Source organism: Arthrobacter sp. NPDC056493 (genome assembly GCF_042795115.1).
GTDB lineage: Bacteria > Actinomycetota > Actinomycetes > Actinomycetales > Micrococcaceae > Arthrobacter.
In genome coordinates this window covers 1-15,916 of record NZ_JBHTSL010000009.1, presented here as the reverse complement: position 1 = coordinate 15,916, position 15,916 = coordinate 1, and the positions used below count along the sequence as shown (strand labels likewise).

Genomic DNA, 15,916 nt, shown 5'->3' with positions numbered 1-15,916 from the left:
CCGGAGGCCTCGCGCAGCCCGCGCCGTTCTTGAACGAATCTTGATCTTCACTGGGGCAAATCTTGATCCGCGCCTGACAACTTGATCGGGGCCCAGCCATGGAGGAGAACGAGTTGGTGAACGAGCGCATTGCCCTGACGTCCTTCAAGGACCAGGCGGCCCCCGCCGTCGCACGCTGGAAGGAACGGGAGACCGAGGTGCTCGCCTCAGTTCCGCATCCCGGCTTCACATTGCGGAACCCGCAACTCTTGTACCGCCACCGCCCCGCCGTCCCGCTGGTCCAGCCTCATGCACCAGTGGCGCCCCGGCCGCTGACGAGACGGGTGCCCGGATACCGGGAGCCAGTGACGATCTGGCGGCTCATCTCCGGCAACCACAGGGAGCTCGGTCGCGGAGCCGGCACCTTCGCCTCCGAAGCCCTGGCAGTCAGCCACGCGCAATCAGCACTGGACCACGCGAGCACTCTCAAAGTCAGCTTCATCCGGCACCCCGATACCGGGACCTACGGCTGGCATGCCGGATCCGGCAGCCGCCCACTGATAATGGCCCCCGCCTGGTACGGCACAGCCCGCGACTGTGAAAAGTCCGCGGCCTCCGCCCTGCGCGCATTGATGGACGCCACCATTAGCGCCGCAGTGGCCAAGCACGGTCCGCGGTATGCCACCGAGTCGCCAGGGGATGCCGTCCCGGCACTTCAACCGTGCTGAGCGCACGAAACTGCGCGCTGCCTGGTTCCTCACACCTGACACCATCCCGGGCCTCCGGTGGCTCTCGTACCCTTTTACTGGAGCGGGGCGGGACCGGTTTTCCGTCCGTCGGCCCATCCGGGCAGTGCCGCGTCCAGCGCCTGCGCCCGGGCGGGGTCCATCTGGCCCCGCCTGTACTTGTGCCGCCGCCCGCGCAGCCAGACGCCGGGTTCGTGCTCGTGCCCGGTGAAGGACGGCGCGGAACGCGGCCACGGCTGTCCCGGTGCCCGGTAGACGACCAGCTCCTGGAGCCGGGCCTGCCATCGTTGTTCGTGCCGGATCTCGCGGGGTTTCCGCTGCCAGTCGGCCAGCGCGGCCAGTCCGTCGCGGATGACCGGGGTCAGAATCCCGGCCTCGGTGTCGCGGCGCCGGCGGCGCAGCCATTGCGCGAGCTCCCGCTCCGCGCGGTCCTCGGAATTACGGGAAGGGTGGCGGCCGGTTGCCTCGACCATCGCGACGACCTGGTACAGGCGTTCAGGCCGGGTACCGTGCGCGGTGACCCTTTCGCTGCTGCCGCGTGCTCGGCGTGCAGGCCGGGATCGGCAGCCTTCGCTTCGGCAATCTCACGGGAAACCGCGGCGACGTCGTTCCGTGTCAGTTCCGCGATCTTTTTCCGCGACAGCCCCTTGCGGTACATCAGCACCCACTCCGGGTGCGCCGCCGCGGCGGGCCGGTTCTTCGTCACGGCTGCATCCTCCCACATGCGTTTGGGGCTTGCCTTGCCTGGCTCTGCTGGCCGGTGCGGCGGCCTAGAAAGCCTCGGGGTTTTCCAGTACAGGCAAGAGCTCCACGGGGTCGCCGGCCAAGTACATCCGTCGCGGGGCATGACCGTCGATCCGGACCCACACCACGGACGCGTCAGGCGTCACGTTGTCCACGACACCCCGTCCGGCCGGCCGTCCGGCTTCGCGGACCTCCACGTCCTGTCCGGGCGTCAGCTTCGTCCATGCTACCTGGGGTTCAGCATCGCCTGCAGCGGGAGGATTTGTGTCCATTTGATCATCTAATCAGGTGGCGGTGAACAGTCCGTGAACCTGGCCCGCGAAACGCCTGCCGCAGGTACCTTAGGTCCCTTGAACTCCCAGACCCGGCGCCTGCTCCCTTGTCCGCACCTGCCCGGGATGGTTGGCTGTGGGCATGAGAGACGACGACACGAAGAACCTGCCGGCAGACAACCACCTCCAGGAAGACATCTCCGCTGCTTCCAGCGAAACCCCTGACGAACCAGCGGACCGGTTCGCACCCAGCCAAACGAACGCCGGCCAACAGGTCGCAGGCCTGGCCTCCACCACTCCCTATGGTGAAGATCAGGATCCAGACGGAACGGATGCCAACAATCCTGTTTAGGTCCCAGTGAAGGCAGTCCCCGTCCCGCATCAGCTCCGCGGGACAATGAGGACTGGCCGTGGCTGACGGTGAATCAGTGCTGCGGAAACAGATCCTTCGAGGAGCCTTTCGATCCGTGCCAGGGCCCCGGCCCCGCCGGCGCCGGCGACCAGCAACGACGCGTCTGTGTTCTCGGCCAGGCGGATAAGTGCCTTGGCAACGTCGCCGTCCAGCACCCGGTAGGACCAGGTCTCGCCCGGCTGTCCGAGAACCGATTCGAGGCTCCGACGCAGTTGCTGTGATGGGAAGTGGGCTTCTTCGTTGCTGGCCGGCTCCAGGGAAAGAGCTGTCCGTTGATGCTCCGGTTCCCACTCCGCCAGGTAGCCGGCCGGGTCTACGAAGGCGCAGACAAGATGTTGTCCCAGCGCTGCCGCGATGGCGGCCGCGGTCCGGACCAGGTGTTCTGAAACGCCCCACCCTACGCCAAGCACGACAGGACCGTCGGGCCATCCCTCATCGCAGTCCAGCCATATTTCATCCGACATCGAAGCCTCGCAAGGCGAATGCGGGGTGGCCGGGACGTCACAGCCGGCGCCCCGTCCATGGAACAGAGTGTGATGTCACCAGAGTGCCACCCCGTTGGAGCGATTTGAAACAGGCAGTCTTCAAGCGGGACTTTCCGTTCTATGGTCATGACCATCTTGGTTAAGCGTCTATTCAGCCTGCGTACCCCGCCTGTAGGCCAGCTGGGAAATCACCGGCCCTAGCGTCTGGCGGGTGAACACCCGTAAACCTCAGATGCCAGTCTTCTGGGTGCCGCGCTGCTGGGCACCGCGATGCTCCCCCTCTCCCCCGGGAGGGACGGCCACGGGTATGGCCCGCAAGTCGACGGGCAGGGGATCGCTTCATGTTCGAGAACGAACCAGTACTGACCCGACCTTCGTGGGCTCCTAAAAGAGCGGGCTGAGCGCTTTGCGCCCAGCCCGCTCAGGTGGGATGTCAGCGACTGGCGCTCAACTCCCCGGTCAATGAGTTGTCAGTCGTCCTCGTGGCTGGTTGATCCGGCGGGGATGCCGGGCACCTCGTCGGGGCCGTAGATCTTCTCGTCGCCCGGGTAGGGGCTCTCCCATTTGTGGGTCTGGTACCAGGTCCAGCGGTTGAACAGGTTGGGGTCCGCGTAGTCTTCCTTCGCGCCGTTGCCGGTCAGGTGCTGTTTTTCGGACCAGTCCTCCCACTTTTCGGCGGTTTGCTTCATCGGGGCCGGAACAGCGGTGTCTTTGGCTGCGGCGTCATTGACTGCCGCGGCGGCCGCTCCGCTCTGGCCCAGGGTGTCCGGGCCGCAGGCAGGGGCGGTCTTGACGCCCTCGGTGAGCGGGACCTGGTTCGGGACCGCGGAGTATGGCGTCAGATCCGCCTTGTTGCCGAAGGCGTCGAACATCGGGGTGGCCGCGGCCACCTTCTGGTTCAGGGGCTGTGCACCGAGGATCTGCTCAATGGTGCGGACCATGTTGATCTGGGAGTAGAAGGTGCTGACGGTTTTACCGTGCACAGCGTACGGGCTGATCACCTGAACGGGGGCGCGATGACCGTCGACGTGATCGGTGCCGTTCTGGCTGTCATCCTCGGCGATAAAGATCGCGGAGTCCTTCCAGTACGGCGAGTGCGAGATCTCATCGACGATCTTGCCGACAGCGAGGTCGTTGTCGGCGACCTGGGCCCGCGGGCCGGCAGTCCCGCCGGTGTGGTCACTCGAGAGCCAGGTCATATGGAAGTTCTTCGGACCGTTCTTCTCAAAGTCCTGCTTCCAGGTCTCGTAGCGGTAGATGTCCGGCACCGAAGTGTCGAACGGGGCCGCGTTCGGGTCCGTGATCTCGTTCAGCGACGGGATGGCCGAGCTCGCGTGCATCTGCAGCGCCGGGGTGAAGAGCTGGGCCGGGTCGCCGCCCCCCATCGTGCTCGTTGCAGCGCAGTAGTACTGCTGCCAGGTGGCACCGGCCGGCTTGCCCTCGTCCGAGTCGAACTCGCCGTAGTTCCTGGCGGTCTTGCCTGCGGCCCCGATAGCGGTCCAGAGGAACCCGGAGCGCTGGTGGCCCAGGACGTCATCTTCGGTGTCGTAGGACCGCTTGTACTCACCGCCGCTGGTCTCGGTGTAGGCGGGGTCGTCGCCCTGCATCATCCAGTTGTGTCCCTCGGCCGAGTTCGTGCCGATGTCATAGGTGTTGTCGTACAGGCCGAACTGGCCGGCGAGGGCGTGCTGGTTCGGGGTGACCTTCGCGCCGAACTGGGCCAGCGACGCGTCGCCGTTTCCCTGCTTCATGTCGCCGTAGACCTGGTCGTAGGTTCGGTTTTCCTTCACGATCAGGAACACGTGCTTAATCGTTGACGGTTCCCCGATCCGCTTCGGCACAGCCACGGCTGGGATCTTCGCGGCGGCTGCCGCCGTGGCTTCCTTGACTGAGCTGCCGTCCCAGCCGTTCTGCTCGAAGACCGTCTCAGTCGACTGCTTGATCTGCTCATCGCCGGGCAACGTGAACTTGGTGAGCGAGGCCGTCGTGGAGTGGGTGCCGTGACCGGTCGCAGTCGTCGTGTTCGGGCCCTCGCTGATGGTCACCTCAGGGCCGCGCGCGTCGATGCCGCGGACGTTGGTGACCACAATCTGGCCGTTCGCCGTGGTGACGTTGCCCGGGTAGTAGTCCGTCGGCAGCAGGCCAATGTAGCTGGCCGGGTCTTTCGGGTCCTTCTTGTTGACCTTGTAGACCGCGATCGCGTTTGCGCGGCCCAGGGAGACCAGCAGGTGATCGCCCTGCATGGTGATGGCGGTCGGCTCGTAGCCGACCTGTGAGGAGGCCCACGGCTGGGTCGCAATGGTCTGCAGGACCTTGTTGGTGGCCGTGTCCACCACGGAGACAGAATCGCTGTTGGTGTTCGCCACGTACAGGGTGGGGCCGTCCAGGAACATCGCCGTCGGGTGCAGCTGAACGTCGATTGAGGAGACGGGCACCGACGCGTTGGCCGTGTCGATGATGCTGAGGGTGCCGGTCGTGGAGGTACCGAGCTTGGTGTCCGCGGGAACTTCCGTGCCGTAGGAGTTCATGGTCGCCTCGCCCGCGACCGCCTGGCGGCCTCCCTCGTTGGAGACGTACAGCCTTGTGCCGACGAACTTCAGCTGGCGCGGGGCGATACCTGTACTAAAGGTCTGCTTGATGGTGCCAGCCGCCGGGTCGATCGAGACCACCGTGTTCTGGCCGTTCACTGCCGCGTACAGTGTCGAACCGTCGGGAGAGAATGCCATGCCGGCGGTCAGGGCCTGCTTGCTGCCCGCGGTCGGAATGCTGATCTTTGTGCCGACACCGAGCGAGCCGTCCGTGTTGAACGGATGCCGGATGATGCCGGTTGCGACCGGCTCGAAGAGGAACTTGCCATCCGGCGAAAAGACCGGGCCTTCCTGGCCCACCGAGCCATCCGTGATGTGCTGGTACGCCATGTTCGCGTAGCCCGCATTGCCTGCCGCTGTTGCAAAAGCGGTCGCTGATTGGGTGCCCGCCGCAGCCACGGGCTTATAGGTTGTGAGGTCGAAGACCTGCAGGTCAACCGAGCGGTCCGCGCTGGTCCCGACGAGATATCGGCCGTCCGGGCTGACCGTCGAGCCCATCATCTTGCCGAACGGGGTCATCAGGCGGTCGCCGATGGGCTTGATCACCTGGTTCGAGGAGACCTGCTCCCCGCTTTCATTTTGCGAGCCGACCTGCTGCTGGCCGAAGGGGATGGTGGAAGCGGCGGCGATGCCGGCGCCGCCCAGAACGGCGAGGGTGCAGCCGGCGGCAACGATCGCGAGGGGCTGGCGGCCCCGTACGAATGCGGACAACTTTCCCGGACCGGGGAGGCCGGGCTGCTGCTCAGTGGATGGGTGGACGGCTCTGAAAGGTCTTTTCACGCAAGCGAACCTACGGACCCCGGCTTAAATCGAGGTGACGGTTTTGATTACTTCAGGCAACGATTGGACACCCAATCCGCGCCAAGGGTCCGCTCGTGAGGGGCCCTGACTGCCCGCCATCTCGTGTTCACGAAGCCGTCCCCGGGAGTTATTTACCGGCTAGTAACAATTGGGAGCGCTTTACGGCCATCCCCCTTCACACACCAAAGACTGGGTCCCCCATGCCTCATCTCCAGGCACAACGCAGATTCAACCACAAATGCGTCGCGGCCACGGGCGCGGCCGTCCTCGCCGCTTCAGCATTGACATCCGGTCTGGTCGGGTTCGGCACTGACACCGCGACCGCCGCCGAAAGCCCTTCGGGCACAGCGACACCGATCAAGCATGTGGTGGTGCTCTTCCAGGAGAACGTCTCCTTCGACCACTACTTCGCCACCTACCCCAAGGCCGCCAACACTCCCGGTGAAACCCAGCAGGGCTCCGGTGCCCCGGCCGCAGCCTTCACCGCTTCCGAGGACCGCCCAAGGCCATCAACACCCTGGCCAGCGCCGGGCTCCTGGCTCCGAACAACCCCAACTCCGTCCAGCCCTCCAGGCTCTCCCCCATGCAGGCCGTCACCTGCGACCAGGACCACGGCTACAAAGCCGAGCAGAACGCCTACAACGACGGGTTCATGGACAAGTTCGTCCAGTTCACAAGCCGCGACGCCTGCGGCACCAACCAGTACGGCCGTCCGGGCCTGACCATGGATTACTACGACGGCAACACCGTCACCGGCATCTGGAACTACGCCCAGAACTACGCCATGAGCGACAATCATTTCAGCACCGTCTTCGGCCCCTCCACCCCGGGCGCGCTGAATCTGATCTCCGGCCAGACCCACGGTGTCAAAGAATTCACGGCAGCCGGAGCACCCGTGACGACCCCGGCTGCCGGGACCAGCGCGGTCCGCCAGCCGGACGCTAACGGTGTCGGCACCGTCATCAACGACCCCGACCCGGTCTACGACGACTGCTCCAATAACAGCCACGCCATGGCCAACAACCTGGCCGGCATGACCGGCAAAAACATCGGCGACCTGCTCAATGCCCAGGGAGCGTCCTGGGGCTGGTTCCAGGGCGGCTTCGCACCCACCACCGCGGCCACCGGCACCACTCCGGCCTCGTGCATGGCCAGCCACACCAACGCCGCCGGCGCCTCCGTGGTGGACCACTCCCCGCACCACCAGCCGTTCCAGTACTACGCCTCCACCGCCAATCCGCACCACCTGGCCCCCGCCTCTGACGCTGAAATCGGGCACAATGGACAGGCCAACCACCAGTACGACCTGAACGACTTCAGCAAGGTCGTCAACAGCAACAACATGCCCGCCGTGTCCCTCCTGAAAGCCTAGGAGTTCCAGGACGGCCACGCCGCCTACTCAGACCCAGTCAATGAGCAGAACTTCGTCACCAAGACCGTGAACCAGATCCAGCAGTCCAGGAACTGGGACAGCACCGCCGTCGTGCTCGCCTACGACGACTCGGACGGCTGGTATGACCAATCCGAAACGGTCACGGCACCGCCGGAGACTAAACATCCCTTGCCGCCCTGCAAAGGGCAGCTGTAAACACCACGACAACAGAAGCGCCGCCCGGCATTCCCGCCCGGCGGCGCTTCTGTTGTCGGTCCCCGCACCCGCGGGCCCGGGGGCGGTTTTGGTCGTGCGAGGGGAAGAGCGTCGATGCAGCAGCCAACCGTCACCGACCGCGGCCGGCCGGCCATCCTTTTCTTCCCTCGAAGACGGTGCGGGAGGTAGCCGGCCCCCACGGAACACAGCCCGCGGTTCATCAATGCCGCCGCCATTGTGCTTCCTACGAGGGCCCGCCGTTGTACACGTCGGGCCCGAAACTGTTGACGCCGGGTGCTCCGGCGTACCCGAGGCGGGGCAGGTCGAAGGTGTCCTCGATGGTGGCCAAAAGACTGTAGTGGGAGTAGATCCTGTCTGAGGCGGTGCCGGCCTTGACGAAGGGCGACAGGACGAGGGCGCCGACCCGGCCTCCGGCGGTGCCGCCCGGTACTCCTCGTGGGCCCTGCCTGTTGCCGTCGGCCTCATCGAAGGTGATGACCAGCATCCCGTCCTGTTTGTATGCCGGGGATTCCAGAATGGCGGGGATGTGTTTCTTCAGCCAGACATTGGCGCTGATCAGGCCGCCTTCCCGCCCGTCGATGCAAGGGCTGTCGTGCCCGTCATTGCACAGGTTGGGGCTGATGTAGGACAGGTTGGGCGTCGTTGCTGTAGTCTGCAGATCCTTGGAAAGCTCGGTGAAGTCGACCACGTTCCGCGTGCAGTCCGGGGATGAGATGATCGCGGCGAAGTACACGAAGGGGTTGTGGCGGGTCGCGTACTGGTCACCGGGTGAGGCGTCCTGGCCCTGGTCTTCGGCGCCGGGCTCCGGGTGCCGGCACGGGGTCCCCATGTCCTCCATGTAGCCCTTCCAGGTTTTCCCGGCGTCGGTGAGCTGGCCGGCGACTGTCGGTACCGAGGACGGGTAGAGGCAGCCGGATCCTTTGACCTGTCCCGGTGGCGGGGTGCCTTTCGGAACTAAGGGAACATAGGTGCCGCAGTCGTTCCGGGTCGCGGGGTTCGCTGCCTGCCCGGAAATCTGTGCGATGTAGTTGGGCGTTGAGTGATGGGCGATCGCGTAGTACTTCGAGAGCAGAACGCCTTGGGAGCGGAGCGTTTCAGACAGATAGGGAGCCTCCGAGTCAGGGCCCCAGGTCGTCTCGAAGCCCTTGTTCTCAAGGTTGATGACGAATACATGCCCAGCCCGCCCCATGCCGGTGCTGCCGCCGGGTACCGGCGGTGCCGGCGACGGACCCTGGCAGGCGGCGACAGCCAGGGTCGCCGCAGTGGCCAGCAAGAGCCGGCGTAGGCCTTGCATGCCATGCGGGTTCCCGTGGGGCTGGTTCAACGCTGGTGGTAGCAAGGGCTTCCCGTCAGATCCTTGACCAGATCGCGACCCAGGCGACCTGGACGTGGCCGGCGGTCCCGGGCAGCGGGCATCCGGTCAGGCATGACTCGGTTTGCAGGATGTAATGCATGGGCTTATTGGGGATGCCGGTCCTGAGAGTGCCCAGCCGTTTTCCGTCGAGAAGGAAGGTGACCCGTCCGGGTATCCATTCTGTGGTGGCGGTGTGCCAGGACGTGAACAGGGCATGTGAGGGGATTACGTCATAGATGTTGTGCGAGGATCCGCTCCGGTGCACGGCACCGAAGAATGGCCCGGCGAGATCCCCTTCCGGGTAATCCAGTTCACCGTCCCTGGGCCATATGCCGCTGTCGGGCCACATCAGCCAGGCAGTTTTGAAGCCCCGAAGCGAATCTGCTTTGAAGCGTACGGCGTACCTTCCGTACAGCTGGCTGTTGGGCCGGTGCGGGCCGGTGCTGGTGTTCGCGATCACGGGTGCAGGGGCCGCGCCCATGGAGATTCCGTTTTCGGAGTGCAAATACCAGTCCAGAACGCCGTTCCCGACGCTGAGGACTTTCGTGGGGTAGTAACCGGATTGGCCACCACTGACCTGTCCGGCTGTGTCGGGCGTGCCGTCGGCGTAGCCCGAGCTCCATTTACCGCGGTAAGCGGCACCAGGGAATTCGCCGACGGGGACATCGCCGTGGGTGAAATCTTCGGCGAATACCTGCCGCCACCCCGACATATCCCCGACGGGCAGGCGCTGCCCCGAAACCGACTTATCCTCCGGGAATGAACCCGGCGTTCCGGCCGGGTTCGGCACAGGCGCGTGCGTCGGACTGGGCGCCACCGTTCCGGGGCCGCCCGGAGTTGGTGTCTGTGCTGTCCCGGCAGCGTGCGGCCCTGGGGCCGGGACTGACCCGGTAGAAACGGCAGCGGTGGATCCTCCCGGGAGGGGGACGGCCGAATATATCGCACCGTCTGTGGACGTCGCTGCCGGGCTTGACTCGACCGAGACCGCAGACGTCCGCGGGGCACCTGGGTCACAGCCTGCAATCGGGATCGTCAGAACACTCAGGCCGCCGACTACCATCAGCGTGCGGTAGCGGCCGCAGGCCTTCCCTTTGAGATGTCCCAGCACCCTGAACATTGTCAAAAGATACCCGTGCCCCGGGACCTTGGAAAGGGAACGCAGGCGTCCCGCTGCCGGAGGGCCGCGTTGCGGCACTCCGGCAGGTAGCTGCAATACCCCCCGGGACAGGGCAACAACCCGACCGCCGGACACGAAGCCGGAGGTGACCGTCAATTCGCCGGTTCCCAGGCGTAAGCCCGGCGCCGGCTTTTCTGGCCGGCACCGGGCTTACTTCGCCCCGTGGCTGGGTTACGGCCCGGTGGTGAAGCTCCACGAGCCACCGGCCAGAGTATTTCCGGCGGCGTCTTTGATGCTCGAGGACATCGACGCCGTGTACCTGGTGTTGGCCGCCAGGGTCACGTTCGGGTTCAGGGTGGCGGTCCGGGTGGAGGCGTTGTAGCTGACGGCGTAGCTGACCAGGGCCCCCGTTGCGGCGTTCCTGAGTGCAAAGGTTCCGTTGGTGACGCCGCTGACAGCCTCGGTGAAGGCGACGGTGACGTTGGCGGTCCGGCTGACACGGGTCGCGTTTGGCGCGGGCGTCCTGGTGGCCATGACCGGCCCTGGGCCGGTCGTGAAGGCCCAGGAGGACGTGGCCAGCGGGTTACCGGCGACGTCGGTGATCCCGGCCGTGAGGCTGGCCGTGTATCGTTTGTCCGCTGTCAATGTCGCCGTCGGGTTGAGTGTGGCCACGCGGGTTGCTGCGGTCCAGCTCACGGGTGCGGCCACGACCGCCCCGGCAGCGTTCTTCAGCGTGAAGCGCGCAGTACTCAGACCGGAAATCGCCTCGTTGAAGGTGGCGGTGACGTTGCCGGTCTGGCTGACCGCCATCGAGTTAAGCGCCGGCGCCTTGGCAGTCACGGCGGGCGCCACGGTGTCGACGGTCACGGCCAGGGAACCGGCGGACATGGTTTCGGTTCCGCCAGCGGTGGTCTCACTGGCAGTGACGGTGTGGCGGCCATTGGCCAGGGGCGTGGCCGGGGTGAGCGTGAAGCCGCCGTTCGCTGCGACCGCTGCCGTGCCATTCGCGGCCCCGTCCACGTACAGGGTTGCCGTCGTGGAGTCAGGCAATGCCACGGCTCCCGCGAACGTGGGAGTGGTGTTGCGGGTGATGTTGTCCGTGGCGGAGCTGCCGGTGTCCGACGCGGCGGTCATGTCCGGAACCGACGGGCCCTTCGCCAGCGGCGCCGTGCACGGTGCGGTAGGACCGCCGATCTGCCCGAACTCGAAGATAGTGTTCTCCGTCAGCAGGGCAGGGTTGCGTCCTAGCCACATCCCGCGGCTTTCCGAGTTGACGGGGGTTGATGCCCTGTCCGCGTCGGAAAGACCATCGATCCCTACGCCGGTCAGCCCTGTCCAGGTTGCCGTCCAGGTGGTGAGTCCCGGGCCGTCATAGGCCAGCGTGCCGTCGTCGCCTGCGGCGGCGCTGGCCCGTAGTGTCCGTTTCCCGTTGAGCACGAACGATTGCTTCTTCGCGACGATCCTGGCCTGCAGCTGGTCGATGGGGATCTGTCCGCCGCCGGGGGCGACGGCGGTTCCCTTCATGACCACGGTCCCGGGACCGGTCTTGGTCGCCTGCTGCGTCACGGTGACATTCGCCGTGAACGTTTCGTCACCGACGCCGGGCGCCGTGAGGACCCTGACGACGTCGCCTGTGCGGATGTCCGGGGTGGCGCCATCCCAGCATCCACCTCCGGGATGGTTGACTTCCACGAGGCCGTCAAAGCCTGGTGTGGCCGGGTCGTCCTGCGGGATGAGGTTGGCGGCTGTGCCGATGACGGCACCGCCTCTGAGCACCTGAACAGTGGCTACGTCGGTCCTGGCGTACCCGGACGCGGAGACGAAGTCCCTGACAGGGAAAACAAGGATGGAGTGCGGGGCGGCCGGTACCGGGTTAATGGCGGCAGAGGCCGGTCCTGCGGCGGTTTGGACGACCGCGACGGCCAGGGCGCCAGCAGCGAGACCTGCCGCGACACGTTGACGATTTCTTTGTGATTGCATGGAAAGCTCCCCTACTAATATCCCCAGACTTCACGCGGACCGATTACCGGCCGGCCGGTGCACTCCGGCCAGTGGTCCGCGGTGCAGTCAGTATCAGGACGGGACCCTGCGGAAACCTTGACGAAGAACTATCGCATCAGGTAGGGCTACTGCCGGGAACAGGCGAACTCCTCGGACTTTTGGAGGCAATTCTCAGGATAGGTTTTTAGCGTGGATGTCAGGCCCACTGAGTCCCGGACTTGGCGGTCCTGCCGCTAGGAAGGGCCCCCGTACCACCCTCAAAGGCCGCGGGGGCTTTTTCCTGCCCTCTTGCCGACGGATTTCAGCCCCAGCGGGTCGTGGGGGCCAACGCTGCACTCACTGCAGGCGATCAGCGCTGACCCGGACAATCCCGACCGAAGCGGCCCGGGCCTGCTGGCCGGCGCCACTAACTGGTCGGGAAGCCTGCAGAAATCTTGGCGATAGCCGGGGCAAGGGGGACCCGATCAGGCCGACCCCGCTGACAGTGGCTCGTGGCGGCAGACCAAAGTCGGTCCGACAGCCGGGCTCGGACGTGGGCCGGGTGGCGAGGGCGGCCTTCACTGGCGGACGCCCGTTCCGGGCCGCCTGGGACCGGTCGATTTTTGAGTCCGCGCATGAAGCACGGCCACCATTCGTTTGCTGCAGATGCAACTGACCCGTCGTCTGCCGGATTCACCTCCACGATGTAAATGCCCGCCCCACTCATGGGAGAAGATTACGCCGACGTGGCTAACTGCTCCTGCGCACTCTACGGCCAGCCGGTTGCGCCACCGCAGCTGACCGGGCTGCCGGCAACCAGTGGCCCCGCCCGGTTGGCGGGAGCGGCGTCGTGGACAGAAGCCGCACCAGAAGCGCGGTCGAAGCTTGAGAAAACCCTGAACACACCGCAAACTCCCCCTCAAACAACAGGCAGCCTCCCTCACCTGGGCCCCGGATTCCACAACGTGCGCGCGGCACACTGGTCATGTCACTGGGGCAAAGGTAGCCGCGAACCGCCGCTTCAGATCGCCGGGTCCGTAGCGCACTCCCCCCGTCGCAAGCGGGCCCGGCGTTGACGCTGACCCCTCGTTCGCTGTTTGAGGCGATGACACCGGCCGGCACCAGACGGAGCCGGTTTGCGCCGGCGAACGGCAGTCGACCCTCCAGGGCAGGCTGCATCTTAATGCTGGGCACCGCCGCCAAGTCCTCCGGCATCCACAGGACGTTGACGAACGAGTGTTCCCGGCGTACTACGGGCCGTATCAGGTCATTGGCGGGGCCGTTTCGTCACGGGCCGCCCGTTGTGAGGGGAAGGATGACTATGTCAACCTTTTTTGGGTCCCGCCTGGACGGGGGTATCTGGCCCCACCACTCAGCGTTGCACCAGAACTCCGTAAGGTGGTTGGTGTGAATCGAAGCGAACTCAAAGCAGCTCTGGAGTTTGACGGGTGCAAAGCCGGCGCCTACAACTTTGAAGGTGGCACGCCAGACGACTCTTACTGCTTAGAGGACCGTGGCTATGAATGGGCCGTCTATTATTCTGAGCGCGGCCACCGGCATGACGAACAGGTTTTCTTCAACGAACACGAAGCGTGTAACTATTTCTTTCAGCTCATGTCGGAAACGGCGACTGGAACCGCGGCCCGCTCACCGAGAAAGCGCCGATCATGATCTTCGTCGCTCGCGCGCGCTGAGGCAGTCGTCAAACACGACGACGCGACTGGCATAAACGGGATGGATCCGGACGCATGAAAGACTCACATCGTGAACGATGATTCCAAAGGCGACCTGCACCATATCGAACTGTGGGTACCGAATCTTAGGCGGGCCAAGGTTGAATGGGGCTGGATTCTGTCTAGCTTGGGATACGAGATTAATCAGAATTGGGGCAGCGGAGTCAGTTGGCGGCTGGGCGCCACCTATATCGTGATTGAAGAATCGCCTGACTTGAGCAGCCAAAAGCATCAGCGCACCGCGCCGGGGCTGAATCACCTGGCGTTCAAGGCCGGGAGCCGGGAAAGTGTAGACGGCTTGGCTGGCGAGAGCGCGCATCACGGCTGGAGCCCGTTGTTCGCAGACAGGTACCCGTATGCCGGCGGGGCCAAACACTACGCCGCCTATCTCGTAAACTCCGATGGCTTCGAGCTGGAGCTCGTCGCCACCGCATAAGACACGCACGTCAAAGGGGGACTGATGCCAGATCTGCCTCGCGTCGAACGGCTCCAAGTATGGGTCGGAGGGCTTTCCTTGGGACGGCTGATGAGCAGCCTGAGCTCGCGCGGCGTCCTTCTTAACGGTCACGCAGAAACCCTGCTTGGGGACGTCGTCTTCGACGACCAGCCCAGTCGTCCCGTGGTGGTCACGGAGCGTACCGTCGCCGAACTCGGGCGTCCTGATGGGGCGACGCTTGCGCAGATCTTTGAGGCTGCACAGCAACAGGGTCTGTTGCTGTGCCCGTTGGATACTGGGCCGTACTTGCGCTTGGCTCTGAATGAGCAGGTGGCGTCTGGCGACTCGGTGATGTCTTCGGGGCGGGCACCCGACGGTGCCCTCACTGTAGCCTCCGAAGCTCTTATTATGGACGACGAGTATCCGAAGGGCTTCTATCTTCGCGTCGTAGACGGTCAAGCGTGGCTGCGTGGGTACCGCTGCGATGACAGGCACGCATGGTCACCCGACGATCGGTTCATCTTTCAGCTTCCACCACTGCCCACCTGATTACAGTTTCATGTCAGATCAGTGGGAGGGGCGATCCGCGGATAAGAGCTCGTATTCGGCGTCGTAGTAGCGTCGGTCCCTCATGCCTCATCCCGAGCCGCCGGCAAACGCGATGCGACGCTTTATTGTCGACATGAGCAAGAGCAATGATCCGGTTCAGGCCGGACTCGAAGGCATGCCCCATGACCAAGCGAGCGGCTTCGGTCGCGTAACCGTGGCCCCGAGCGTCAGGGTGGAAGTGCCAGCCGACCTCAACTTCGTCCGAGGGTCCGCGCGTGCCTGATTGCCTTATCCCTTGCAGCATGACGGTGCCGACAACGGTGTCGGTGGTGGCCGCTTCAACTGCCCAGTAGCCCAACACCGGATCATTCCGTGAACGCAACCGTTCAATCAGGCTCTGAGCTTCGTCGGCCCTTTCCATGACTCTCGGTTCATGCCCGAGATGGCGCTGAACGTCCCGTCGCGAATAGAGGTCGTAGACGAAACCGGCGTCCTCGGTTCGCCAAGGCCGCAGCATGATGTTGCTCCCGCTCAGGTCCTGCACCCAGTGAGTCTACGAGACTGCTAGGCGACCGGCCGTTCCAAAGCTGCCCGTTGTCGTAGATGTCCCGGTTACCCGGCTCATGGTCCCGGCGGCGAAGCCGGCAAGTGCATCCAGAAAACCCTTTACATCCTGGGTGCCGGTGAGCAGCCCGTGCAGCTGCTCAAATCATCAGCCGCTTCGTCCGCAGTTTTGGCCATAGGGCTGGGGCACAATGACAGGTCTGAGCCTTACATCCGACGTCAGGGCGAAGACCTTGAGTATCCGGGCCGCCAGCCATAGCCGTTCTTCTCCCGAGCAACCACGGTGCAGAGAGTCGCGGCAGAAGTTGGGCAGGGGAAGTCCCGCACCCTCCTTCGGAGCTGGGCCATGTCCTGGGCTAATCGCGGTCACGTTGCGGACATCCCACCGTCAGAGCATTGCGGTCAGCACTCCGCCGTCAGCACGCAGGGCGGCCCCGTTCGTCGCAGAGGAAAGCGGGCTCGCCAGGTAGACGATGAGGTTGGCGATTTCGTCAGGCTCGATGAAGCGCTCAAGGAGCGAGGTTTTGTTCCCGCCAATGATGGCGGC

14 protein-coding genes and 1 pseudogene are annotated in these 15,916 nt (G+C 64.9%); 6 read left to right on the top strand and 9 right to left on the bottom strand.

The features are described 5' to 3' along the window. The first annotated feature begins 116 nt into the window (after positions 1 to 116). Positions 117 to 707, top strand: coding sequence for a hypothetical protein (locus ACFQ50_RS05885; protein WP_377994591.1), 591 nt, complete (start codon positions 117 to 119; stop codon positions 705 to 707). 74 nt (positions 708 to 781) lie between these two features. Here ACFQ50_RS05885 and ACFQ50_RS05880 read toward each other — a convergent pair whose 3' ends face one another. Both ACFQ50_RS05880 and ACFQ50_RS05875 read right to left on the bottom strand, forming a co-directional pair. Beyond that, a complete protein-coding gene (locus ACFQ50_RS05880; RefSeq protein ID WP_377994590.1) occupies positions 782 to 1,198 on the bottom strand; it encodes a helicase associated domain-containing protein in 417 nt (138 codons plus the stop codon). Between the two features lie 297 nt (positions 1,199 to 1,495). Beyond that, complete coding sequence (locus tag ACFQ50_RS05875) at positions 1,496 to 1,741, bottom strand: hypothetical protein (RefSeq protein ID WP_377994589.1); 246 nt, start codon at positions 1,739 to 1,741, stop codon at positions 1,496 to 1,498. A 142-nt stretch (positions 1,742 to 1,883) separates the two neighbouring features. On the opposite strand from ACFQ50_RS05875, the gene ACFQ50_RS05870 reads away from it, so the two are divergent. After that, on the top strand, positions 1,884 to 2,093 hold the full coding sequence (locus ACFQ50_RS05870; RefSeq protein ID WP_377994588.1) for a hypothetical protein: 210 nt from the start codon (positions 1,884 to 1,886) through the stop codon (positions 2,091 to 2,093). Between the two features lie 29 nt (positions 2,094 to 2,122). On the opposite strand, the gene ACFQ50_RS05865 is transcribed toward ACFQ50_RS05870, so the two are convergent. Together ACFQ50_RS05865 and ACFQ50_RS05860 are read right to left on the bottom strand one after the other, a co-directional pair. Beyond that, positions 2,123 to 2,563 carry a universal stress protein gene (locus ACFQ50_RS05865; protein WP_377994587.1) on the bottom strand — a complete coding sequence of 147 codons (441 nt, stop codon included), beginning with the start codon at positions 2,561 to 2,563 and terminating at the stop codon, positions 2,123 to 2,125. Between the two features lie 545 nt (positions 2,564 to 3,108). After that, positions 3,109 to 5,937 carry an alkaline phosphatase family protein gene (locus ACFQ50_RS05860; protein WP_377994586.1) on the bottom strand — a complete coding sequence of 943 codons (2,829 nt, stop codon included), beginning with the start codon at positions 5,935 to 5,937 and terminating at the stop codon, positions 3,109 to 3,111. Between the two features lie 290 nt (positions 5,938 to 6,227). On the opposite strand from ACFQ50_RS05860, the gene ACFQ50_RS05855 reads away from it, so the two are divergent. Continuing rightward, positions 6,228 to 6,749: an alkaline phosphatase family protein gene (locus ACFQ50_RS05855; RefSeq protein WP_377994585.1), complete on the top strand. Its 522-nt coding sequence runs from the start codon at positions 6,228 to 6,230 to the stop codon at positions 6,747 to 6,749. Next, positions 6,632 to 7,615: pseudogene (locus tag ACFQ50_RS05850) on the top strand (phospholipase C); the annotation flags it as partial. The gene ACFQ50_RS05855 and the pseudogene ACFQ50_RS05850, both read left to right, overlap by 118 nt. A 244-nt stretch (positions 7,616 to 7,859) precedes the next feature. Here the strand turns inward: ACFQ50_RS05850 and ACFQ50_RS05845 are convergent. The 3 genes from ACFQ50_RS05845 to ACFQ50_RS05835 form a co-directional block, all read right to left on the bottom strand. Continuing rightward, complete coding sequence (locus ACFQ50_RS05845) at positions 7,860 to 8,930, bottom strand: alkaline phosphatase family protein (protein WP_377994584.1); 1,071 nt, start codon at positions 8,928 to 8,930, stop codon at positions 7,860 to 7,862. Positions 8,931 to 8,985: 55 nt separating this feature from the next. Further along, entirely contained in the window at positions 8,986 to 9,702 is a 717-nt protein-coding gene (locus ACFQ50_RS05840) for a glycoside hydrolase family 16 protein (protein ID WP_377994583.1), read from the bottom strand. 636 nt (positions 9,703 to 10,338) lie between these two features. Then, positions 10,339 to 12,087, bottom strand: a complete 1,749-nt coding sequence (locus ACFQ50_RS05835) for an Ig-like domain-containing protein (protein ID WP_377994582.1) — start codon at positions 12,085 to 12,087, stop codon at positions 10,339 to 10,341. A 1,764-nt stretch (positions 12,088 to 13,851) separates the two neighbouring features. On the opposite strand from ACFQ50_RS05835, the gene ACFQ50_RS05830 reads away from it, so the two are divergent. After that, the gene (locus ACFQ50_RS05830) at positions 13,852 to 14,256 is read left to right on the top strand and encodes a VOC family protein (RefSeq protein ID WP_377994581.1); all 405 of its coding nucleotides are present in this window, start codon (positions 13,852 to 13,854) and stop codon (positions 14,254 to 14,256) included. Positions 14,257 to 14,346: 90 nt separating this feature from the next. After that, a complete protein-coding gene (locus ACFQ50_RS05825) occupies positions 14,347 to 14,805 on the top strand; it encodes a hypothetical protein (protein WP_377994580.1) in 459 nt (152 codons plus the stop codon). A gap of 13 nt (positions 14,806 to 14,818) precedes the next feature. Here the strand turns inward: ACFQ50_RS05825 and ACFQ50_RS05820 are convergent, their stop codons facing one another. Both ACFQ50_RS05820 and ACFQ50_RS05815 read right to left on the bottom strand, forming a co-directional pair. Then, positions 14,819 to 15,349 (bottom strand): GNAT family N-acetyltransferase, encoded by a 531-nt coding sequence (locus tag ACFQ50_RS05820; protein WP_377994579.1) that lies wholly within the window; start codon positions 15,347 to 15,349, stop codon positions 14,819 to 14,821. Between the two features lie 408 nt (positions 15,350 to 15,757). Continuing rightward, a complete protein-coding gene (locus tag ACFQ50_RS05815; protein WP_377994691.1) occupies positions 15,758 to 15,907 on the bottom strand; it encodes an SDR family oxidoreductase in 150 nt (49 codons plus the stop codon). Positions 15,908 to 15,916: the final 9 nt, after the last annotated feature.

Excerpts from the sequence above, each read along its gene's own strand:
- ACFQ50_RS05880 (WP_377994590.1), bottom strand. The coding sequence starts at position 1,198 with ATGGTCGAGGCAACCGGCCGCCACCCTTCCCGTAATTCCGAGGACCGC.
- ACFQ50_RS05875 (WP_377994589.1), bottom strand. The coding sequence starts at position 1,741 with ATGGACACAAATCCTCCCGCTGCAGGCGATGCTGAACCCCAGGTAGCA.
- ACFQ50_RS05870 (WP_377994588.1), top strand. The coding sequence starts at position 1,884 with ATGAGAGACGACGACACGAAGAACCTGCCGGCAGACAACCACCTCCAG.
- ACFQ50_RS05855 (WP_377994585.1), top strand. The coding sequence starts at position 6,228 with ATGCCTCATCTCCAGGCACAACGCAGATTCAACCACAAATGCGTCGCG.
- ACFQ50_RS05845 (WP_377994584.1), bottom strand. The coding sequence starts at position 8,930 with ATGCAAGGCCTACGCCGGCTCTTGCTGGCCACTGCGGCGACCCTGGCT.
- ACFQ50_RS05840 (WP_377994583.1), bottom strand. The coding sequence starts at position 9,702 with ATGTCGGGGTGGCGGCAGGTATTCGCCGAAGATTTCACCCACGGCGAT.
- ACFQ50_RS05835 (WP_377994582.1), bottom strand. The coding sequence starts at position 12,087 with ATGCAATCACAAAGAAATCGTCAACGTGTCGCGGCAGGTCTCGCTGCT.
- ACFQ50_RS05825 (WP_377994580.1), top strand. The coding sequence starts at position 14,347 with ATGAGCAGCCTGAGCTCGCGCGGCGTCCTTCTTAACGGTCACGCAGAA.